This is a genomic window from Flavobacterium sp. SH_e, assembly GCF_025717045.1.
GTDB lineage: Bacteria > Bacteroidota > Bacteroidia > Flavobacteriales > Flavobacteriaceae > Flavobacterium.
In genome coordinates, this window is the sequence record NZ_JAOVZN010000003.1 from 1 (window position 1) to 20,710 (window position 20,710).

The following is a 20,710-nucleotide window of genomic DNA, read 5'->3' on the forward strand; positions in this document are numbered from 1 at the left end:
AATCCAAAAACATTTAGCCGGTTTTGAATATGATCATCTATTGTTTTCATACCACGGAATTCCGGAGCGCCATATCCGCAAAGCTGATGTGACTAAATCCCACTGTAAAATTGACGGCTCCTGCTGCAGCACAGCGTCACCTGCGCACGAATTCTGCTATCGCCACCAATGTTATGAAACTACAAGACAAGTCGTTAAATTATTAGGTCTTTCCGAAGATAAATACAGTCTGACATTTCAATCGCGACTGGCGGGAGACAAATGGCTGGAACCTTATACCGATGTCGAAATTGACAGCATGCCGGCCAATGGAATCAAGAGATTGGCAGTTGTAACGCCAGCTTTCGTTTCAGACTGTTTGGAGACTCTGGAAGAAATCGCAATGCGTGCCAAAGAAGATTTTCAGGCAAATGGAGGAGAAGAATTCCTGGCAATTCCTTGTCTGAATGATGGCGATGAATGGTGTGAGACTGTAGCGGGCTGGATTAATGATTGGGCAAAATAGATAATCGCAAAGGGATATCAGAACAGGCATCTGCCATAAGAATTTAAGCAACAGCAATATTGGGCTTTTAGATATTTTTCCCTTTTTATCATATGCTTTAAAATTAGAAGCCTACCCAGTCAGTCCCCATCTCTCTAATCCAAAGACCAGACTGCATAATGCTTAAAAAAGAAAGAAGCCCTCAAATAAATGATTGCGGCAGTATCGAATCGGCATCTGGCAGTGGTGCGGCTATTGCAGCCGAACCTCCCTGTAGATTTCAATTCTGCCTACAACATCAATATCCAAATTATAATCGATCTGCATTTCATAATTTTTATCAGTTAAAACAATCATCATGCTCTGGCAAACTTCATCATCTGGCCTTAAAACAGATTGTTTGGATAAAATTAGGAAAATTGGCAGTGGCGATTTTGACAATCCATTAATCGCGGGCGTATTAAACCCTTCTCCTGGCGTTTCTTTAACAAATTGCAATCCGGGAAAATTCATCGGGTTTTTATCTATAAAGGACTGCAGCAGATTCAGCTCTTCTTTGCTAAACGAAAATGCGCTGATACCTGCATCATTAAAGCTTTCCAGCCTGTACCATGTAACATTCACAATCATCTTTTTAAAATCGTGATTGTATTTAAAATTGGCAAGCTGTGTATTTAGTGTATACATAGGTTAGGATTCCAATTAAAATGCTGATTTCTTTTTGCTATAATTTCAATTCAAAATAGGCTAATGGCAATCAAGAATAGAGAGATGTGCTGCTGCAGCAGCAATCATACTTATTAGCTGCTAAACATGCAATGCTAAATTAACATGAATTGCGCAAAAAAAAAATCATAAGAATGAAATTTGGAATCATTCCATATCGGGTCTATTATACCTAGTCCGCCGATACAGCCATTTATAATATCAAAATATAAAACCGCCCAGCATTATCTTAGCCTGCTTAATGCATTTTCAAGCATAGATTTCTCCTGTATGCAGTCTTGTTCCAATGAGTCAAGTGTGTGCTCTAAAGCAGGATCATACTCTTGGATATGAGAAGCATACGCTTTAATATATTTTACTTTATTCTTAAAATGGTCAAGATGCCGCTGCGCTTCCAAAATATTGCTATTCATGTATTCCCGTTCGTCCTGCGGACAGGATTCCACGATATCGCTCTGCTGCTGGATCATCAGCTGCGCCGAATTTATTATGCTGTCTGATTTCCTGCTCAGCAGACGCCACTTTTTTAGTGTCTTGCCCTCTATGTTTGAAATTTGCAGTGAATTGGAATCGCTATCATTTACGTTTGAATCTGTCCAATCCTTTTTCTGGCAGCAATACAGTAGAAATGTACTTAGGGCAAGCAATGCTATCTTAGTTTTCATAATTTATTTTTTATTTGGCTTTCACCGCTGTACTGAATTGCCAGCCAGCAGATAAAGGGTTTTCAAATCAGAACTTTTCCGCTTTAGCGCTTTTTCCTGATGCCCAATTCTTTCTCTTGAAGCTTTTTTCAATGGCTGGCGAAAATGATTTAAAATCTGTATGGTCTAGAAGGCCTGCAAGTTCATTTGAACTCCGAAACTCATTGCCGGTTTTGCCATACCTGCGTATTGTCTCAAAAACTGACACGCTTTTTTCTGATGATTCATTTGTTTTCATGGCACTACTATTATCGTAATAAAATGGCATCTCCCATTGCCCCGTTTGGCAATATCCAATCTGGCTAATTTAATGCATAATTGGCCGCTGAAAAATGACCTTGATCACAAAAGCAAAATATCTCCTCTCAAAATATAAGCAGGGCTGTGACAATCATCATTTTAAACCGGACTGCGCTGCTCTACCTTTATTTTATCATAATCCGCATAAATTGCAATCTGATTTAACAAAAAATGGAAAAGCTCATCTTAAAATTTAACGAAATAGGAATTGATGACATCAATAAAGTTGGGGGAAAAAATGCCTCTTTGGGCGAAATGTACAATAACCTCGCCTCCAAAGGAATTCGAATTCCAAATGGGTTTGCCATTACCACTATGGCATATAAATACTTCATAGAATACAACAAGCTGAGAGCTCCCTTGCAGGAATTGCTGGCCAAATTAGATGTATCTGAATTTACTAATTTAACCGAAATTGGATCCAAAGCTCGAAAGCTGATCCTAGAGGGCAGATTTCCTCTTGCTTTAGAAACCAGCATAACGGCAGGCTATAATTCCCTATCAGATAATAAGGAAAGAGACTTTGCCGTAGCGGTAAGAAGCAGCGCAACGGCAGAGGACCTATCTGCTGCCAGCTTTGCAGGACAGCATGATTCTTATCTCAATATAAAAGGCAGCGTTCCCTTGATTTATGCAGTGAAATGCTGCTTTGCTTCACTTTATACAGACAGAGCCATTAAATACAGGCAAGATAAAGGTTTTGATCACAACAGCGTATTCCTTTCTGTAGGCATACAGCAGATGGTACGCTCCGACCTTGGCTGTTCCGGCATCGGTTTTACCCTTGAACCTGAATCAGGATTTCGTGATGTGGTGCACATTGCCGGAACATGGGGACTCGGAGAGACAATTGTGCAGGGCACTGTTACTCCAGATGAATTTATTATATTTAAAACTTCTCTTAAAAAAGGCAGGAAGGCAATTCTGCAGAAAAATCTTGGCAGCAAAAGCAGATTGCTTGCCTATAATGATAATGCCTCAGGCACCAATTCAACAATTCTAAAAATAACCCCCAGAAAATATAGCGGAAGCTTTGTTTTGGAAGACCCAGAAATAGAAAATCTGGCAAGATGGGCTGTCATCATTGAAGATTACTATCAAAAACCCATGGATTTTGAATGGGCCAAAGACGGGCTCAGCGGTGAACTCTACATCATTCAGGCAAGACCGGAAACGGTGCACTCCATAGCCAGACCATTATCGGTGACATCGTATAAATTACTAAACAAAGAGAAAGCTATAACAAGCGGCCAAGCAATCGGACAGGCAGTAATCACCGGCATTGCAAGGATATTATATTCTGTCGCAGATTTGGGACTGATCCAAAAAGGAGAGATTCTGGTAACTGATTATACAAGTCCTGACTGGGATCCTGTCCTTAAAAAAGCGGCCGGAATCATTACCAACAAAGGAGGAAGAACAAGCCACGCCTCCATTGTAGCTAGAGAACTGGGGACACCTGCGATAGTCGGCACATCAAATGCTACCGAGCTTATTAAGAGTGGAGATCTTATTACCCTGAGCTGCGCTGAAGGCAAAACAGGCTATGTATATAAGGATAAGGCGCAATTTATACGCACAAGCACAGTTCTCGACAACCTTCCGCTTCCCATAAAACCTAAAGCCCAGCTTATAGTCTCTGAACCAGAAAGGGCATTCGAACTTGCAATGTATCCCAGCCACGGTGTCGGGCTGCTGCGCATGGAATTCATTATCACCCATAAGGTCAAAATTCATCCTATGGCCCTGATACATCCCGAAAAAATTACGGATCACAAGCAAAAATCAGAGATCGAGATGCTCACCATGAACTATTCCGACAAAAAGCAGTACATGGTCGACAAGCTCTCCCAGGGCATCGCGGTAATTGCAGCCGCTTTTTATCCTAAAGAAGTCATCGTAAGAATGAGCGATTTCAAAACCAACGAATATGCAGGGCTTTTGGGCGGAACAGCTTTTGAGCCTGTCGAAGAGAACCCCATGCTGGGCTTCAGGGGAGCCTCACGCTACTATCATGAAAATTACCGAGAAGGATTTGAGCTTGAATGCCGTGCACTCAAAACAGTACGGGATGAAATGGGGCTTACCAATGTAAAGCTGATGATCCCATTCTGCCGCACTCCCCAGGAAGGAGAGAAAGTCCTCTCCATTATGGGTGATTACGGTCTAAAACAGGCAGAAAACGGCCTTGAAATATATGTGATGGCAGAAATCCCCTCAAATGTGCTGCTCGCCGGAAAATTTGCTGATATTTTTGACGGTTTCTCTATTGGATCCAACGACCTCACCCAGCTCACACTGGGCATTGACCGAGACTCTACCCTCACTGCCGATCTTTTTGACGAGCAGAATCCCGCCAGCAAAAAATTCATCCGAAAGATGATCAAAACCGCAGTCAAAAAAAATAAGAAAATCGGGTTATGCGGCCAGGCTCCCAGCGACTCCCCTGCTTTTACGGAGTTTCTGGTAAAAGAAGGCATCAGCAGCATTTCTTTTAATCCCGATGCCCTAATTGATGGCATAAGACATATAAATGAAAGCTGTAAGCAAAACTGTCGAGGCAGCAGACAAAAGCCTTAACGGGCAGTCAGGCAGCCGGTTTTAAAAGAAACAAAAAACACCTTCAGATGATTATTTTAATAGGCCAGACCATTGATTATCAAAAACATTTAACGATATTTGTTACTGTATAATTCCAATGGCAGATGAAAAACCAGGCGCTTTTAAATGCTATAATTGAAAATGCAATAGACGGGATCATTACAATTAATGACAAAGGTATTGTAGAGTCGATAAATCCGTCAGCATGCCGGCTTTTTTTATATGACCCCCAGGATGTCATCGGAAAAAACATTTCCATTCTGATGCCTTCACCCGACCGTGAGAAGCATGATTCCTATCTTGAAAGCTACAAATCTTCTGGAATTCCTCATATTATTGGTCATGGAAGGGATGTGCTGGGACGAAAAAAAGACGGCAATATATTTCCTTTCCGCCTTGGTGTGAGTGAAGTCAAATTTGAGGATACAAGAATTTTTGCAGGTTTTATACACGATCTAAGCCATCAGAAAGAAGCAGAAAACCGGCTGATGCAATATACACAGCATCTGGAAGAGCTGGTTAAAGACCGCACTATCATATTAAATGAGACCATCGAGGCTCTCACAAATGCCAAAGAGGAAGTAAGTACTACTCTGGAAAAAGAAAAAGAACTTCATCAGATAAAGAGCAGGCTTTTATCAATGGCCTCCCACGAATTCAGGACCCCGCTGAGCACCATCCAGCTTTCTTCCTCCTTGATGCAGCGCTATGCCGAAGGATTGAACAGCCCCAAGATTGACGCTCATCTGCTGAAAATAAAAAGCGCCGTAGCCAATCTGACCGTTATACTGGATGATTTTCTTCTTCTTGAAAAAGCGGAAGCCAATAAAATAACACTGCAGGTTTCGTGTTTTGATCTTCAGGTCTTTATTAAGGAATTATTGGGAGAGCTGAAGCTGCTCACCAAAAAAAAACAGAAAATAATCAGCAGGCCAAATAACGAAATTACACTGGTAAAACTAGATAAAAACCTTCTTAAAAACTGCATCATCAATCTGGTCTCCAATGCCATAAAATATTCAGGCGAGGAAACTGAAATTGAAATCTGGACCACCCTTGACAGTAATAAGATAGCTCTCAATATCAAAGATAACGGCATCGGGATACCACAGGAAGACCAGGAGCATTTGTTTGAAGCCTTTTTCAGAGCCCATAATACAGGAAATATTCCGGGCACCGGTCTGGGACTCCATATAGTTTCACGTTATGTAAAAATTATGAACGGCTCCATATCTTTTAAAAGCGCCGTTGATAAAGGAACCTTGTTTACCATTGAACTGCCGTGTTTATGAATAAAGTGCTTATTATCGAAGATAATGACAATATCAGAGAAAATGTTGTCGAAATACTGGAACTTTCAGGCTATAAGGCTTTTTCCGCTGAAAATGGGAAAAAAGGGGTTGAATTGGCCCTTAGAATAATTCCTGATATTGTATTGTGTGACATTATGATGCCTGAACTTGATGGTTACGGCGTAGTGCACATTCTGCATAAAAATCCGCAGACACAGGTCATTCCTATCATCTTTTTAACCGCTAAAGCAGAAAGGGCCGATCTTAGAAAAGGCATGGAACTGGGCGTTGACGACTATCTGAGCAAACCATTTGATGACCTGGAACTTCTGAAAGCTATAGAAGCCAGGCTCAAAAAGAAGGAGGCGCAACAGCTATTTTACGGACAGACCCCTGAGAACCTTGATACAATAATTTCAAAAGAAGACGGACTCGCGAAACTTAAGGAAATTATGCTTGAAAGGAGTTCCAGAAAGTATAAAAAAAACCAGTATATCCATTATGAAGGTGATCGTGTTACAGGCATATACTACATCATAAGCGGAAAAGTCAAAACAGTGAAGCTTACGGAAGAAGGCCGTGAGCTTATTACCGGCATTTATAAAGAAAATGATTATCTGGACATCAGTGTATTATTTTCAAAAGATACTTATAAAGATACCACTATCGCTCTGGAGGAAACAGAACTCAGCTTCCTTCCTATTGAACAGCTCGACAAGCTGCTTTTTCTCTATCCGGCTGTAGGGGCTAAATTTATCAAGATCCTTTCCAATGATATGAAGGACAAGGAATCCCGCCTATTGCAGATTGCCTATATGTCGGTCAGAAAAAGAATTGCCCAAGCAATCGTCCAATTATTGCTGCAGCATAGCAGTGACGGCTCCACCATCAAATTCAGCCGCGATGATCTCGCCGCATTTTCAGGCACCTCTCCTGAAACGGTAAGCCGAACATTAAGCGATTTTAAGGAAGAGGGATTAATTGAAAAAACTTCAGGGGCAATCCGCATTCTTAATCTGGAAAAACTCAGCAAAATCAAAAACTGAATTTCAAATATGATCGAGATCACGTAATGCAGTGATTACTCTCATTCTTCAAACCGCCAATACGTTGTATTTTTGAGTAATTCATTTCAGAATGTTTAACTTAAATTTTTTACACAATGACAACACTTGTTCCAACAAAGAAGAAAAACAGCAATGGTCTTGGCATTTTTGAAGATTTTTTTACCGATCATTTTCTTGATATTCCATCTTTTTTTGCCTTTGCAAATCAAAATGGGTCATCGCTGCCTCAGGCTAATATCATTGAAAACAATGCTGATTTTGAAATTGAAATCGCAGCGCCGGGTCTTGCAAGCAAAGACTTTAAGGCTGAAATAAAAAATGGCGTTTTGAACATTAGCGCCCAAAAAGAAGAGGAATCAGAGCAGGAAGATAAAAATTTCAGAAAAAAAGAGTTTTCCTTCACCTCATTCAGCCGCTCTTTTGTACTGCCTGAAAATATAGCAGAAGATAAAATCGATGCTAAATATAATAACGGGGTCTTAAAACTGACCCTTCCTAAAAAGAAAAGCAGTCCCGTAAAACCGGTGCAGCACATTGCAATTAACTAACTATGAATCGGGATGTTACATACACCATCCCGATTTTGCATCAATCCAGTTGAGAACCAAACCGCCTGTTATGAAAGTTATTAAGCACTCAGGACACGTTGTTCCATTCGACAGACAAAAATTAAAGCGTTCGCTTCAAAAATCCGGCGCCAGCCCAGAACTTATAGAACAGACTTTACAGAGTATCGAAAATCAGCTGTATGAGGGCATAAGTACAAAAGAAATATACAAACTGGCTTTTGCAATCTTAAAAAAAGCCTCAAACGGCCATGCGGCACGCTACAACCTTCGTCATGCGCTTCAGCTTCTTGGCCCCGATGGCTTTTTCTTTGAAAAATTCATTTCAAGATTATATCAGGCAGAAGGCTATGATGCCAAAACAAACCTGACGCTTCAAGGCAAGTGCGTGACGCATGAAGTGGATATTGCACTTAAAAAAAACAATACCGTCTGGATGGCTGAATGCAAATTCCACAGCAGCAGGGAAAGCGCCTCCGATGTGAAGGTTCCAATGTATATTCTCTCACGATTTAATGATCTTAAAGCACTCCAGCATACTATCTTCTCGGGCAGGGAAACTTTTGCCTGCTGCCTGCTGGTAACCAATAACCGTTTTACAAAAGATGCCGAAACTTTTGCACTCTGCTCAGGAATCAGCCTTTTGAGCTGGGATTTCCCCAAGGACAACGGAATTAAAAACAAAATTGACAAAGGAATGCTTTATCCGATAACCTGCCTGACGACCCTCTCGCTGGTTGAAAAAGAAAAACTGCTGATTTTAAACCTGTTATTAGTCAAAGATATTGTAACTGATTCTAAGAGTCTTTCAAAAATCGGTCTGAGTGAGAACAGAATCAGGAATGTATTAAAAGAGGCTTCACAAATCTGTAACTTTATTTAAAATGAAAATAAAATTTATAGGAGGTGCCGGAACCGTTACAGGTTCAAAAACCCTAATAGAAAGCAATGGCACAAGAATTTTGGTGGACTGCGGCCTTTTTCAGGGCCTCAAAGCGCTTCGTGAACTCAACTGGGAACCGCTGCCCGTTTCTGCTTCTACGATCGACACCGTGCTTCTCACCCATGGGCATCTGGATCATTGCGGCTGGCTGCCACGGCTTATTGATCAAGGATTTAAAGGGAAAATCTATTGCACCGCTCCCACTAAGGCTGTTGCTGAGCTTGTACTTCTTGACAGTGCCAAAATACAGCAGGAAGAAGCTGAAAGGGCCAACAGGGAGCATTATTCAAAACATAATCCCGCAGAACCGCTCTACACCTTGCAGCAGGCAGAGTCAGTTTTTCCGCTCTTTAAAGTCATCCATACCAATGAATCCATAGTTATAGCCAATGAAATAGATGCTGTTTTTTCCAATGCCGGACATATCATTGGCGCCTGCAGCATAAGCGTAAACTTGGAAGGCAGAACATTGGTCTTCTCCGGCGATATTGGCCGCGATGATGATGTTTTGATGTATGCTCCGCAAAAACCCGCTCAAGGGGATTATCTCTTTCTGGAAAGCACCTATGGCAACCGCATTCATCCGAATCTTGACCCAAAGACGGAACTGGAAAAATTCATCAATGAAACCATAAAACAAAAAGGAACCGTTATCATTCCTGGATTTGCAGTAGAACGGGCCCAGTCCATAATGTATCTCTTGTGGGAGCTTAAAAAAGAAGGCCGTATTCCAAATGTGCCCTATATACTGGATACTCCAATGGGCGCAAGCGTATTGAATATTTTTTTAGAAAACCTAAAATGGCACAAGCTCTCCGCCGATGACTGCCATCAGATGTGCGGCATGTTCAGGATAGTTTCTGAATTTGAGCAGACTATGCGCATAATTGAGGATCCATCACCAAAAGTCGTTTTAGCTGCAAGCGGTATGGCTACAGGCGGGCGTGTATTGTCCTACTTTGAACATTATTTGGGCATTGAGAAAAATACTGTTATAATCGTCGGCTATCAGGCCGAAGGCACTCGCGGAAGAAAGCTCCTGGATGGAGCGGATGAAATCAAAATATATGGAAATTATTATTCGGTCAAAGCTAAAATCGTACAGGTAGAAGGCCTGTCGGCTCATGCGGACCAAAAAGGCCTTGCCAGCTGGCTGTCGGATCTAAAAAGCCCTCCCAAGTGCATTTATCTGGTTCATGGCGAAAACCAGCCCGCAGATGAACTGCGCACAAAAATTAAAAAACAATATGGATATGATTGCAGAGTCCCTTTAATGGGCAGTGAGATAGAGATTTAAAGCAGTCCATTTTTAAGATATTTAACTGCCTCAATCCACAATACGGACAATGCTCCTATAACCAGGCAGACAGCTGTATGAAAAAATGAGATGCATTCAAAATCAAAAAGAGACCGCAAAAATGGTATAGCAAAAAGCATTACGACTAGCAGTATGGTTATACCTATTATGACAGGCACCAGCGGGTTTTTATACTTCAGTGTTGTAAACAATGGATATTGAAAAGATCTGTTGACAAGAGTGAGCAGGATATTAGCCGCAATTAAAACCAAAAAAACCATGCTTCTGGTACCGTTTTCCCCTAAATTCATTCTTACAGAAAATTGATAGATTAACAATGCTCCCACAGTTATCATCATTCCTTGAATAAAACTGGCCATAATCTCTTTGCCATTAAAAAAAGTTGTTCTCGGCGGGCGTGGCTTCTCCTGCATAATGTTATCTTCAGCTGGTTCGTTTTCATACAAAATGGAACAGGTCGGCCCCATAACAAGTTCAAGCAGAATAACATGTATAGGATTTAAGATATTAGGACAGACCCATCCTAGAGCAAGCGGAACAAAAACAATCAGTATAATAGGTATGTGTATTGATATAATATAGCGTATCGCTTTTTTTAGATTGACATAGATTTTTCGTCCCATGGCTACAGCTTCTGCCATTTTTGAAAGGTCGTCCTCAGCAAGTATTAGAGAAGCAGCTTCTTTTGCTATAGCTGTGCCTTTTTTCCCCATAGCAATCCCAATATGCGCCGCTTTAAGCGACGGTCCGTCATTAACGCCGTCTCCTGTCATTGCAACAATCTGCCCGTTTGCTTTCAAAGCATTGACAATCCGCAATTTGGCATCTGGAAACATCCGGCTGAAAACATTGATATCCATAACGCTGCTTTGCAGCTCTGAATCGGTCATTTCCATAAGTTCTTTACCAGTAATGGATTTTTCATAACCCCTAAATTCGATCTCCTTCGCAATTGATGCTGTGGTGCCAGCATTATCGCCGGTAATGATCTTGACTTCTATGCCTGCATCATAAAAGGATTTAAGCACTTCCCGGATATTATCTTTTGGAGGATCGTAAAAAGCAATCAAACCTTTGAAGGCAAATGAAATTTCCTGCTGCTTTGCCGGATAATGAGATCCCTGCAGATCGCCCTTGGCGACACCAAGCACTCTGTAGCCCTTTAGGGTCAGTTTATCAAGCGCTGCGATAATTCTTTTATATTCCGGAGATGAAAGGCCGCAGACTTCCAAAATCGCTTCAGGCGCACCTTTTGCCGCAATGATCCGGGTGCCTGAACTATTTTCAAAAACATGCGTCATCATTGGCGGGGTGCCCGACAAAGGGTATTCATGCACCATTTTAAAATCTGCTCGCCAATCTTGATCCGTACTTTTTTTATAGGCATTATGAAGTGCGGCCTCCATCGGGTCAAATGCAATGGGTTCGCTTGCCCACATTGCATTTCTTATCAGGCTGCGCGAGGCTTCTGTTTCAGAAAAAGCCGCAGCAGCTATCTCTAATCCTGAAGGAAGATATAATGCTGCAAGCTCCATTTTATTCTGGGTGATTGTCCCTGTTTTGTCTGTACAGATAACTGTCGCACTTCCAAGGGTTTCAACAGTTTTCATCTGTTTGACTACTATACCTTTTTTCATCATTCTTTGCGCTCCCAACGCCATAAAAGCTGTAAAAGCTACTGGAATTTCCTCAGGCAGTATGCTCATCGCCAAAGTAAGCGACATCAATAGGCTTTTCTCTAAACTGCCTATTTTTGAATAATTGAGCATCCATACCAAAATAAATACAATGGCTCCCGCAAAAACCATTTTTTTTACAAAACTGCCAATCTGCATTTCAAGAGGTGTTTTCTCCTCTTTTATAGTTTCGATGCTTGATCCTATTCTGCCTAATCTGGTTTGGAGACCGATATTTGTTACTCTGACAAATGCCAGTCCGCTGGCAACTATAGTTCCTGAAAATACTTTATTATCTTCTGTTTCCGAGCTTTTGAAAACAGCCAGAGACTCACCTGTTAATATGGACTCATCTACAGAAAAATCATTTGATCGCATTATATTGCCGTCAGCCGGAACTAAGCTTCCTTCTTCAATAATAATTACATCCCCAAGCACAATATCCTTCACAGGTATCCTTTGATGCTTGCCTTCTCGAACAACTTCATATGCGGGCTGCGTAAATTCCTGGAGTTTTGCCAAAGCATTTCGGCTTCTTTTATCCTGATAAATCGATATTCCTGCAATAAGCAAAATGGAAACCGAAAGAAAAATGGCATCACTATACTGCTGATTGGTGTAATAGATTCCAGAGGCCACAAGCAGTAAAAGGATCATTGGTTCTGAAAAAATATTTTTCAAAAATAAATAAATGTTATTCTGTTTTTTATAATCAAGTTTGTTCAGACCATACTTTTTTCTGCTCTCAGCAACTTCTTCGGAGCTCAATCCTTCTAATTCCTCTTCTTTTTCCTCTTCTTTTAAATCCATACTAATTATTAAAATTAAGATTCGCACAAAAACGCTTGCAAAATATCCTTTAGACCATAGACTAATTCAAATCTGATTCTATACTAAAACTACAGAAGGAAATATATGTATTCTGATCTTTAAAGTATTTACCACCAGACTTTTATCTTTGCACAATAAGAAAATTTTTAATGCTCTATTGATCTGGCTGCTTTTAATGATTTCGACCGTCGGCTTTATAAGGATATCTGTTATTTCTGAAACTTCATCGGAAATAGTAAAAGATGCCCGGCCGGTGCTTTTGAAACTTTTACAATCAATCCCTTTATTTTTAGCAGTTCTTAAATATGCTGTCATGTATGAACTTAAAATAGATGCAATGAAGAGATGCTCTGCCGTCCATTTGTCATTTTTAGAATGGCTCAGGCACCAGTTTTTCGCTATTTGAATTTTATCGTCGAAAAGCAGTGAACTTGCTACTGCATTTTGATCCTCTTTCCAGTGAAGATCTACTTGATATTCCTCTAAAGTTTCCATAGCAGCTTTTAAGATGATTTAATTAACTCAACCGTATTTTAATAGATTAGATTATTTTATGGAATATAATTATGCTACTAAATTAGCTATATTCCAGCAAAAACTACATGACAATCATCACATTACAATAGTTCTTCTAAAAATTCAACCTGATTAAGATCATTTTTAACAATGATTAATATCATTTCTTTTTTCTAAGTTTTAAAGCAATTTTACCAGATAATACTAATTGAAAGAAACTCTAAATTTTATCTTCTGAAAAAAAATAATCCTCAAAAAGCACAATCATGAAAAATCATAAATTATTTGTAGCTCATTTTGAAACCCAGCAGCAGGCTGAGGACGCCATAATAAAGCTTAAAAAGCGCGGTTACGATATTACAAAACTATCACTGATTGGAACAGACTGCTATACCGAGCAGAATGTCATGGGATATTATAGTATTTATGACCAGATGGAAAAATGGAGCTCCATAGGGCTCTTTGCAGTCGGGCTGACTTCCATCATATTTGGCACTCTGTTCTTCTTTAATCTGGGAGCAAGCCTACCGTATGTTAAGATGCCAATCATCTATGCCTGCATCGCAGTACTTATATCGGCTGCAATTCCGCTGATTGCCATCTCATTTTCAAAAGAGAAGACCATTGAGTACAAAACTGAAATCAGGGCTCACAAATTTATGCTCTGCGCCGAGGAACCTGCCGCAGAAATCGAAAAAATGCAGGCCGTCCTGCACGTACACATTCCCAAAGAAAACTCGCTTTCTGAGAAAGAAAATCAGGTACTGCTGGAAAACTGATTAAAACAGATCAAGGAACTTTATTAATTAACTGGCTAAAATAGGAATAAAATGAAAACAAATGAAGAATTGCAGAGAGATGTGCAGAACGCCATCAAATGGGAACCGCAGCTTCATGCTGCGCAAATTGGTGTAACAGCAAAAGACGGCATAGTAACCCTTATGGGAACAGTCGATGCTTATTTCAAGAAAATCGAAGCGGAAAATGCCGCTAAAAATGTAGACGGTGTAAAAGCAATTGTTGAAGAAATTAATGTGAGATATTCCAACAGCCAGAAATCGGATAGCGATATCGCTAAGGAGGTAATTAAAGCTTTAATTGACTGCTGGTCAGTTCCAAATGAAAAATTAAAGGTAAAAGTGGAAGACGGATGGATCACTCTTGAAGGACATCTCACCTGGAATTATCAAAAAGAAGCCGCCGAAAAAGCAATTGCCTATCTGCCGGGAGTCAAAGGAATTAATAATCAGATCAAAATCAAATCCGAAATACAGGAACATATTGAGAAAAAAGATGTTGAAAGAGCTTTAAAAAGCAACTGGACACTTCATTCCCAAGAAATCCTGGTTCGTGTAGAAGGCACAAAAGTTATTTTGACTGGCGCCGTTTCTTCATTGTACCAAAAAGACCTCGCCGAAAAGACTGCGTGGAAAACACCTGGTGTCTGGTCAGTTGACAACCAGCTGGTTGTGGAGCACAAATATGCAACTGCTCTCTAGTCAGAGATAAATCTAATTGGAATTATAACAGCTTACGTACTGCTGCACAATTCTGGAAAATCTGATTTAAAAGAAAATCGATAAAAAGCAATCTCAATTAGCAGCAGTTTTTTTTGGCTCTGCAAATTTTGATAACTGCAATATTGCATTGAATCATATCTGCGAAATAATAAATTTTTAATAACATGGAACCAAGCTGGATTATTTTAACCTTCTCAGGATTAATAGTATTAGCAGTCCTGATTTTTGTATTCATCCAAAACGCAAAAGACAAAAAGAAATACGAAGAAGATTTAAACAAACCCTTATTTCCTAATGAAGAGGAATCAGAAGTTCATGATTTATAATAAAAAATTAATTAGTGGAGCTGCTTATTATAAATTAAAATAATTAACTGCATGAAAAAAGCCATAATTTATACTATTTTCCTAAGCACGAGCGCTTTGATACTACTAAACCGCTATACTGCGCTATACATCAACAATTCTATTGTGCATTTTATTATTCTTTATGCCTCTGCCCTTTCTTTGGTTTTTATAATAGCCCAGTTTTTAGGTAAACTAAAAAGTTTAAAATCAAGACTTATTACCGCACTTTTTGTTGGATTTTCGTGTTTCATTAACGCGTTCCTCACATGGGCCGGAGATTGGAAAACACAAAATATTTTGTATCAGAACATAAATAACCCTCATAAAACTGTAGAATTCCAAATGAGAGGCGATCGTTTTTCATTTGGATATAAAAAACGCATCGTAAACCGCACTAAATTATTTCCTGCCTTTGACTGGACAACAGATATTGATACCGCAGCTATCAATGCCAGAGAATGGAAAAAGAACGAAATCTACGTAAACGAAATGAATTTTCATTCCCAAAACACAGTAGACTAATCACCTGTCTTTTGGCACCTTACTTACTTTCTTATCTTAAATTTTATAATTATGAAAAAAATACTAGTGACAACAGACCTGTCCATTAATTCAAAGACAGCCTTGCGTTTTGCTATACAGCTTGCATCTCAGACTCCTTGCGAACTGTTTTTTTACCATGTGGATTCCGCATATATAATAGATCCGTTTGCAGGGGCAGCCTTTGTTGATATACCTGTGGCCGACACTAAAATACAGCAGAAAGAACTTGTGAAATTTGTAAACACGCTCTATAGACAAACCGGAAAAATTCCCGGAAAAATAAACTTTATCGTCGAAAATAGGCTTGATATAAGCCGCGCAGTAATAGAATGCGCTGTAAAAGTTAAAGCGGATTACATCTGTATCGGAACCCGTGGAGGCGGATTGATCAATAAACTGCTGGGCAGCCATGCATCACGAATTTTAAGTGAATCTCCGGTTCCCATTTTTGTAGTCCCCCGACATTACCGTGTCAAACCTTTAAAATCGATCCTCTACCCTTCTGACGTGGAAAATTTTTCTCATGAGATTAATCTGATTAAGAAGTTTGGAGCATTATTTGACGCCGGAATCTCAGTATATCACTATGACTATTTTACCAATGAACAGCAGATCAAAAATAAACTGCATGCAATTGAGCACAAATTTCAGAGCGATAAAATCAGTTTTAATTTTAAAAAACTTTCTCCAGATAAATCTTTATTTAGGAGTCTTCAAATTGATATTATAAGCACCAAACCATCTATAGTAGCTATGTTTGCAAAAGAAGACCGCACTTGGTTTGAACAGCTCCTGCAATCTGTTAAAACAGCAGAAAAAGGATTTGATACCAGGACACCAATGCTGGTTTACAGAAAAGAATAAAAAAGGCAGGCCATTAGTATTGATGGTCTGCTTTTCTTTTTTGAAATTAATTATGTCTGTATTTTAAGCGGTTGAAGCTGGCCGTTGTCAAATTTTACGGCACTTGATAAGTATTAAATTCGCACAGGGCTGCTTCAAGTTTTATTTTTTCCTGCAGATAATCGACCCTTAAAGAATCTAATGTATGACTTACGCCTTGGTCAAAATGATCCGTATTGCCCGCATAGTCTTTTATATACTTAACTTTCTTCTTGAATTCTCGCAGATGGTAGTTAGCATTTAAAACATTATTCTTAGTCTTCCCAATCATCTCATGGTGATCAGCCTCAAATTCAATAGCCGTTTCTGCCGCTGCAATTAAGCTGTCGGCTTCTCTGTTGAAGGAAAACCATTTTCTGAGGGTCTGCTGTTCAATATTTGCAGCCTGAATCGAATCCTCACTGATTTCACCTTCGGCAGAATTTACATCTATTTTCTCCTGACAGCAATACACCAGTGCCGCTGCCAGTCCCATTATGCTCCATTTTGTTTTCATGCTTTATTGATTTAAAATGTTGGCTTTATTTTTTATTCATTTATTACTTTTTCAAAATGTTGGCCTAGTTCCATCGAGGGCTAAACATCCGCTGGCAATGCTATATAACGCTGTAGGCTAATAAACAATATCAAAAGCCCTTTTTAGACAGATTTAAAGCATATTTTTAAAAAGTAAAATCTTGTTTAAAATGACGAAGGTCATATTTCATTTTTCGAAATATCGATAACTTTACTTTGCATTTTAATTGCCATCCTAATGAAAAAAGCTCCATACATTACTGCATTTTGCTCCCTTATATTGATTCACTGTTCAAGCAGCAGGATCATCAGCTCTTATGCATCGCCACAGGAGATAAATATTGAAAAAGGAAAAATTATAGTGGCAGCATTGGCAAAAGAATCGGATTATGCGCTGCAGAAAAAAATGGAAAACCATTTGGCTGATGATTTATGCAATCTGGGCTATAATGCGGTGTGCTCTACTGATCTTTCCGATTTAAGCGCTTCCAATATCCAGGATGAAAAACTGATCTTAAAAAAACTGCAGCAGGCTGGTGCAGATGCGGTATTGACTATTGTCCTGCTTAGCCATGACAAAGAAAAATATCATGTCCCTGCCACTATGTATGGCATTGCAGATCAATACAGTTACAGTCGTTTCTATCCATATTATGCAGCTATTTACAGTAAAATTTATAAGGAAGGCTATTATATAAATGATACATCATACTTTTGGGAAAGCAATTTATATAGTATGCCTGATCAAAATCTGGTCTATTCTGTTCGTACAGAATCCTTTAACCCTTCAAGTATTTCAAGTCTTGCACATCAATATGGGAGACTGATAATACAGGATATGCTTGCAAAAAAAATGGTCAAAAATCTGAAGAAATAATTTTTTTGATATACCAAAGTTATAGCCTACTGAAACCTTCCTTGCTATTAAACTGAAATTTTGGCTTGAGTCCATAGCGTTTGATGCTATGCTCAATAATAAAAAGTCTTACCTGCTCAATATCGTCCGTTACAATAAAAAGCTTTAAGTCAGCTTCATTTATAGTTCCTTTTTCTTTCAATGAATTGATATGCTCAATGAGCTGCTTATGGTACTGGGTATTGAATATGATGATCGGAAAATTTCTGATCTTGCCTGTTTGGATCAGTGTAAGGGATTCAAAAAATTCATCCAAAGTCCCAATGCCTCCGGGCATTACAATAAAGGCAAAGGAATACTTGACCAAAAGTATCTTGCGCACAAAAAAATGCTTTGCCTCCACCCATTTATCAAGGTAAGAATTGGGGCTCTGATCAATTGGAAGCTTAATATTGCAGCCAACGGATTTCCCTCCAGATTCTCTGGCTCCGCGGTTTGCGGCTTCCATTAAACCCGGACCGCCGCCGGTCATAATGGTAAATCCAAGCTTGGCATACTCGCCAGCCGTCTGTCTGGTAAATTCGTAATAAGGATGGCCTTCACTAAAACGCGCAGACCCGAAAAAAGTGATGCAGGGGCCAATTGAACGAAGCTTGCCAAAACATCTTGCCAGTTCCAGCAAAGTTGAAACGATAAATTTCAGCTCTGCAAATCTTGACTGAGGGCCTTCCAAAAACTTAATTTCCGCCTTTTCATTCTGATTGATCATAATCTTTAATTTAAATTCTGAAGATTATTTGACTGTCTTGCTGCAGTCTTTTCGATTTTAGCATAAATAGGGCTGTTCCAGATCTACTTTCAAATGATTTACAACTTTTATTACGCCAGGAGTCTTATAAGCAATCCTTTCAGCTTCCTCCTTTTGAAAAATGGAACCCACCGTACCGGAAAGCTGAACGGTTGCCCCGGCAACCTGAATGTCTATTTCATCCATATCAAAAGCCCAGTGTCTGCGAAGCGCTTTTTCCAGTATTTCCTTTTCAGCCTGATCATAAAGTTCCCTTTTTAGTTTTATATTATTTCTAACATCTCTTACTCCTGATTGGTTCTTGATAATGTCCAGAGCAGTCTCCCTTTGAAAGTTCCAAGGCACAATTCCTTCCGCTGTTACATTTCCATTTTCGACGGTAAGGCTAATTGTATTTTGTGGGACAACCAGATTTTCTTTCAGCTTTTTTACAATTTTTGCTGCAATATCCTGATCGGAAACAACCAGAGACTTGTCAAGCTTCACTTCAATTTCATCTACGATAGCTGCGACTCCTTTGATTTTTTTTGCGGCATGCAATGCCTCGGTTTTCTTTATCAGGTTATCTACAGTCCCGTTAAGGGTAACAATCCCTTCTTTGACAGTGACACCAATTTCGGCGGCATGAAGCATTGGTTCGAACTTCATTGCCTCCTGTATTTCCTGCTGTAATGCTTCATTGTTTTTCATAACTTTATATTTTTATTATCCATTTCAGTTAAACTCCACTAAAAGCTCATTATCCACAAAGCAGACTCCGGGTGTATTCCAGGCTATCCGCTCTGCTTCTTCTTTTTCGAAAAGCGAATCGACAATTCCGCTCAAAAAGATTGTTTTTCCATCTACTCTGACTTTGATATTATCGACATCCAAGAGCCAGCTGTGGCGCAGTGCCTTTTCAACAATTTCTTTCTCAATTTCATTTTTGATCTCAGCTTCTATTTTGATCTCATCAATAACGCCCCTCACTCCATTAAGATAGCGGATTGCTTCATCAGCTGCCTTTCTCTGGAAATTCCAGTGTAGAATTCCTTTAAGAGTAACCCAGCCGTCTTTTACTGTAATTGTTAATCTATGGTTTGGGACTGCCCAGTTTTCCTTCAGGGTTTTAATGACTAAATCTGCTATCTCCTTGTCACTTCTAATACCTGATGTAAACAAATCAACTTTTACATTATTAACCACATCCCTAACCCCGGCAATTTTTTTAACAACATGTTCCGCCTCCTTTTTCTGCGCATAGGTATCTACAGTCCCTCCCAGATCAACTGCACCTTCACTGACATGCACATCAATTTCAGTGCTATGTAAAATAGGCTCCCATTTTAGGGCATCTTTTACTTCTTTTCTTAAAATATCATTATTCTTTTTCATGGCGCTTTTTAGTTTAAAAAATTAATTCAGTGCTGCAGATCGAACCTCTACAGCAAACATCCTTTTTGCGATAAAACAAAATTGATTAAAGGATACGGAAAAAAAAATGATGTGCATCAGTCTTAAAAATGACCTGAATCATTATTGGAGCTGCTATTTTTTTTTCCGCAAAAAGTTAACGCGGTTCTTTAATTTTTTTGGAAATTCTAAGTTTTAGCCAAATAGCAGCGTAACGAATTATAAAAGCAGAAACTCAGCTAAAGAATCATTTAAGAAATCGAAATTCTAATCACTAACATCCTGTAATTGAATGTTAAGCAAAAAAAATGAAAATAAAAATTTAGAATCATTCTAAGGCAATTGCTCTAAAACGGAAGGTATTTTGAGTTAATTTTATTTGGAAAAACTATTGAAATGAATGTCATTGATAAAGAGCTCTTAGAAGACAAACTTAAAAGCATTGATAAAAAAATTGACCTGCTAAATAATCAAAAAATAGCAGCTTTTTTTGAATCTCTGGCATTAGACAAGAGAAATGATATTAGCAAGGACTATCTGAATTGGGAAAATATACTGATAGTGGTTCCGAGCCGCAGTATTTTTAATGAGGTAATAAAATACAAAGACTTAATGTCACGGATTTCCTTTATAACAAATCCAAATGCAATGCAGATTCATATTTATGATTTCAATGATTGGAAAAAAAGCACCAAGAATAAAACAAAATTTCAAATTAGGGAATTAATGAAAACAAATTTTGGAGGGACCGAAAAAATTGCTGAAAAGCGTGACTGGGTTAAACTGTTATTCAAATAAAAA

The 20,710-nt window shown here is 39.1% G+C and carries 23 protein-coding genes; 14 read left to right on the forward strand and 9 right to left on the reverse strand.

The window, feature by feature from the left end; genetic code table 11:
• The coding region (locus OD917_RS05140) for a ferrochelatase (RefSeq protein ID WP_263522476.1) at positions 1-505 on the forward strand (505 nt) is incomplete at its 5' end.
• Positions 506-736: 231 nt separating this feature from the next.
• On the opposite strand, the gene OD917_RS05145 is transcribed toward OD917_RS05140, so the two are convergent.
• From OD917_RS05145 to OD917_RS05155, 3 genes are all read right to left on the reverse strand, one after another.
• On the reverse strand, positions 737-1,171 hold the full coding sequence (locus OD917_RS05145) for a hypothetical protein (protein WP_263522477.1): 435 nt from the start codon (positions 1,169-1,171) through the stop codon (positions 737-739).
• Positions 1,172-1,434: 263 nt separating this feature from the next.
• A complete protein-coding gene (locus tag OD917_RS05150) occupies positions 1,435-1,875 on the reverse strand; it encodes a hypothetical protein (protein WP_263522479.1) in 441 nt (146 codons plus the stop codon).
• 67 nt (positions 1,876-1,942) lie between these two features.
• A complete protein-coding gene (locus OD917_RS05155; protein ID WP_263522481.1) occupies positions 1,943-2,152 on the reverse strand; it encodes a hypothetical protein in 210 nt (69 codons plus the stop codon).
• A 233-nt stretch (positions 2,153-2,385) separates the two neighbouring features.
• Between OD917_RS05155 and ppsA the strand changes: the two genes are divergently transcribed.
• The 6 genes from ppsA (at position 2,386) to OD917_RS05185 (ending at position 9,980) form a co-directional block, all read left to right on the forward strand.
• Complete coding sequence (gene ppsA / locus OD917_RS05160; RefSeq protein WP_263522483.1) at positions 2,386-4,794, forward strand: phosphoenolpyruvate synthase; 2,409 nt, start codon at positions 2,386-2,388, stop codon at positions 4,792-4,794.
• A 125-nt stretch (positions 4,795-4,919) separates the two neighbouring features.
• Positions 4,920-6,107 carry a PAS domain-containing sensor histidine kinase gene (locus OD917_RS05165; protein ID WP_263522484.1) on the forward strand — a complete coding sequence of 396 codons (1,188 nt, stop codon included), beginning with the start codon at positions 4,920-4,922 and terminating at the stop codon, positions 6,105-6,107.
• A complete protein-coding gene (locus OD917_RS05170) occupies positions 6,104-7,153 on the forward strand; it encodes a response regulator (protein WP_263522485.1) in 1,050 nt (349 codons plus the stop codon). The genes OD917_RS05165 and OD917_RS05170 overlap by 4 nt, the downstream gene beginning before the upstream one ends.
• Positions 7,154-7,269: 116 nt before the next feature.
• Complete coding sequence (locus OD917_RS05175; RefSeq protein WP_263522487.1) at positions 7,270-7,722, forward strand: Hsp20/alpha crystallin family protein; 453 nt, start codon at positions 7,270-7,272, stop codon at positions 7,720-7,722.
• A gap of 70 nt (positions 7,723-7,792) precedes the next feature.
• Positions 7,793-8,623 (forward strand): ATP cone domain-containing protein, encoded by an 831-nt coding sequence (locus OD917_RS05180; RefSeq protein WP_263522488.1) that lies wholly within the window; start codon positions 7,793-7,795, stop codon positions 8,621-8,623.
• A gap of 1 nt (position 8,624) precedes the next feature.
• Positions 8,625-9,980 (forward strand): MBL fold metallo-hydrolase RNA specificity domain-containing protein, encoded by a 1,356-nt coding sequence (locus OD917_RS05185; protein ID WP_263522489.1) that lies wholly within the window; start codon positions 8,625-8,627, stop codon positions 9,978-9,980.
• On the opposite strand, the gene OD917_RS05190 is transcribed toward OD917_RS05185, so the two are convergent.
• The gene (locus OD917_RS05190; protein ID WP_263522490.1) at positions 9,977-12,487 is read right to left on the reverse strand and encodes a cation-translocating P-type ATPase; all 2,511 of its coding nucleotides are present in this window, start codon (positions 12,485-12,487) and stop codon (positions 9,977-9,979) included. The two genes, OD917_RS05185 and OD917_RS05190, sit on opposite strands and share 4 nt — an antisense overlap.
• 78 nt (positions 12,488-12,565) lie before the next feature.
• Positions 12,566-13,003, reverse strand: a complete 438-nt coding sequence (locus OD917_RS05195) for an OsmC family protein (protein ID WP_263522491.1) — start codon at positions 13,001-13,003, stop codon at positions 12,566-12,568.
• Between the two features lie 287 nt (positions 13,004-13,290).
• Here OD917_RS05195 and OD917_RS05200 point away from each other — a divergent pair, with 287 nt between their 5' ends.
• The 5 genes from OD917_RS05200 (at position 13,291) to OD917_RS05220 (ending at position 16,298) form a co-directional block, all read left to right on the forward strand.
• On the forward strand, positions 13,291-13,803 hold the full coding sequence (locus tag OD917_RS05200) for a hypothetical protein (RefSeq protein WP_263522492.1): 513 nt from the start codon (positions 13,291-13,293) through the stop codon (positions 13,801-13,803).
• A 51-nt stretch (positions 13,804-13,854) separates the two neighbouring features.
• Positions 13,855-14,523, forward strand: a complete 669-nt coding sequence (locus OD917_RS05205) for a BON domain-containing protein (protein WP_263522493.1) — start codon at positions 13,855-13,857, stop codon at positions 14,521-14,523.
• A gap of 185 nt (positions 14,524-14,708) precedes the next feature.
• Complete coding sequence (locus tag OD917_RS05210) at positions 14,709-14,870, forward strand: hypothetical protein (RefSeq protein ID WP_263522494.1); 162 nt, start codon at positions 14,709-14,711, stop codon at positions 14,868-14,870.
• A gap of 51 nt (positions 14,871-14,921) precedes the next feature.
• Positions 14,922-15,413, forward strand: coding sequence for a hypothetical protein (locus OD917_RS05215; RefSeq protein WP_263522495.1), 492 nt, complete (start codon positions 14,922-14,924; stop codon positions 15,411-15,413).
• Between the two features lie 51 nt (positions 15,414-15,464).
• Positions 15,465-16,298, forward strand: coding sequence for a universal stress protein (locus OD917_RS05220; RefSeq protein WP_263522496.1), 834 nt, complete (start codon positions 15,465-15,467; stop codon positions 16,296-16,298).
• Positions 16,299-16,392: 94 nt separating this feature from the next.
• Here the strand turns inward: OD917_RS05220 and OD917_RS05225 are convergent, their stop codons facing one another.
• A complete protein-coding gene (locus tag OD917_RS05225) occupies positions 16,393-16,833 on the reverse strand; it encodes a hypothetical protein (protein ID WP_263522498.1) in 441 nt (146 codons plus the stop codon).
• Between the two features lie 258 nt (positions 16,834-17,091).
• Between OD917_RS05225 and OD917_RS05230 the strand changes: the two genes are divergently transcribed.
• Positions 17,092-17,730, forward strand: coding sequence for a hypothetical protein (locus OD917_RS05230; protein WP_263522499.1), 639 nt, complete (start codon positions 17,092-17,094; stop codon positions 17,728-17,730).
• 19 nt (positions 17,731-17,749) lie between these two features.
• On the opposite strand, the gene OD917_RS05235 is transcribed toward OD917_RS05230, so the two are convergent.
• From OD917_RS05235 to OD917_RS05245, 3 genes are read right to left on the reverse strand one after another with little or no spacing between them, the layout of a single operon-like run.
• Entirely contained in the window at positions 17,750-18,478 is a 729-nt protein-coding gene (locus OD917_RS05235; RefSeq protein WP_263522500.1) for a TIGR00730 family Rossman fold protein, read from the reverse strand.
• A gap of 57 nt (positions 18,479-18,535) precedes the next feature.
• Positions 18,536-19,207: a BON domain-containing protein gene (locus OD917_RS05240; protein WP_263522501.1), complete on the reverse strand. Its 672-nt coding sequence runs from the start codon at positions 19,205-19,207 to the stop codon at positions 18,536-18,538.
• 24 nt (positions 19,208-19,231) lie between these two features.
• Positions 19,232-19,891, reverse strand: coding sequence for a BON domain-containing protein (locus OD917_RS05245; protein ID WP_263522502.1), 660 nt, complete (start codon positions 19,889-19,891; stop codon positions 19,232-19,234).
• Between the two features lie 414 nt (positions 19,892-20,305).
• Here OD917_RS05245 and OD917_RS05250 point away from each other — a divergent pair, with 414 nt between their 5' ends.
• On the forward strand, positions 20,306-20,707 hold the full coding sequence (locus OD917_RS05250) for a hypothetical protein (RefSeq protein ID WP_263522503.1): 402 nt from the start codon (positions 20,306-20,308) through the stop codon (positions 20,705-20,707).
• Positions 20,708-20,710: the final 3 nt, after the last annotated feature.

Excerpts from the sequence above, each read along its gene's own strand:
- OD917_RS05145 (WP_263522477.1), bottom strand. The coding sequence starts at position 1,171 with ATGTATACACTAAATACACAGCTTGCCAATTTTAAATACAATCACGAT.
- OD917_RS05150 (WP_263522479.1), bottom strand. The coding sequence starts at position 1,875 with ATGAAAACTAAGATAGCATTGCTTGCCCTAAGTACATTTCTACTGTAT.
- OD917_RS05155 (WP_263522481.1), bottom strand. The coding sequence starts at position 2,152 with ATGAAAACAAATGAATCATCAGAAAAAAGCGTGTCAGTTTTTGAGACA.
- ppsA (WP_263522483.1), top strand. The coding sequence starts at position 2,386 with ATGGAAAAGCTCATCTTAAAATTTAACGAAATAGGAATTGATGACATC.
- OD917_RS05165 (WP_263522484.1), top strand. The coding sequence starts at position 4,920 with ATGAAAAACCAGGCGCTTTTAAATGCTATAATTGAAAATGCAATAGAC.
- OD917_RS05170 (WP_263522485.1), top strand. The coding sequence starts at position 6,104 with ATGAATAAAGTGCTTATTATCGAAGATAATGACAATATCAGAGAAAAT.
- OD917_RS05175 (WP_263522487.1), top strand. The coding sequence starts at position 7,270 with ATGACAACACTTGTTCCAACAAAGAAGAAAAACAGCAATGGTCTTGGC.
- OD917_RS05180 (WP_263522488.1), top strand. The coding sequence starts at position 7,793 with ATGAAAGTTATTAAGCACTCAGGACACGTTGTTCCATTCGACAGACAA.
- OD917_RS05185 (WP_263522489.1), top strand. The coding sequence starts at position 8,625 with ATGAAAATAAAATTTATAGGAGGTGCCGGAACCGTTACAGGTTCAAAA.
- OD917_RS05190 (WP_263522490.1), bottom strand. The coding sequence starts at position 12,487 with ATGGATTTAAAAGAAGAGGAAAAAGAAGAGGAATTAGAAGGATTGAGC.
- OD917_RS05195 (WP_263522491.1), bottom strand. The coding sequence starts at position 13,003 with ATGGAAACTTTAGAGGAATATCAAGTAGATCTTCACTGGAAAGAGGAT.
- OD917_RS05200 (WP_263522492.1), top strand. The coding sequence starts at position 13,291 with ATGAAAAATCATAAATTATTTGTAGCTCATTTTGAAACCCAGCAGCAG.
- OD917_RS05205 (WP_263522493.1), top strand. The coding sequence starts at position 13,855 with ATGAAAACAAATGAAGAATTGCAGAGAGATGTGCAGAACGCCATCAAA.
- OD917_RS05210 (WP_263522494.1), top strand. The coding sequence starts at position 14,709 with ATGGAACCAAGCTGGATTATTTTAACCTTCTCAGGATTAATAGTATTA.
- OD917_RS05215 (WP_263522495.1), top strand. The coding sequence starts at position 14,922 with ATGAAAAAAGCCATAATTTATACTATTTTCCTAAGCACGAGCGCTTTG.
- OD917_RS05220 (WP_263522496.1), top strand. The coding sequence starts at position 15,465 with ATGAAAAAAATACTAGTGACAACAGACCTGTCCATTAATTCAAAGACA.
- OD917_RS05225 (WP_263522498.1), bottom strand. The coding sequence starts at position 16,833 with ATGAAAACAAAATGGAGCATAATGGGACTGGCAGCGGCACTGGTGTAT.
- OD917_RS05230 (WP_263522499.1), top strand. The coding sequence starts at position 17,092 with ATGAAAAAAGCTCCATACATTACTGCATTTTGCTCCCTTATATTGATT.
- OD917_RS05235 (WP_263522500.1), bottom strand. The coding sequence starts at position 18,478 with ATGATCAATCAGAATGAAAAGGCGGAAATTAAGTTTTTGGAAGGCCCT.
- OD917_RS05240 (WP_263522501.1), bottom strand. The coding sequence starts at position 19,207 with ATGAAAAACAATGAAGCATTACAGCAGGAAATACAGGAGGCAATGAAG.
- OD917_RS05245 (WP_263522502.1), bottom strand. The coding sequence starts at position 19,891 with ATGAAAAAGAATAATGATATTTTAAGAAAAGAAGTAAAAGATGCCCTA.
- OD917_RS05250 (WP_263522503.1), top strand. The coding sequence starts at position 20,306 with ATGAATGTCATTGATAAAGAGCTCTTAGAAGACAAACTTAAAAGCATT.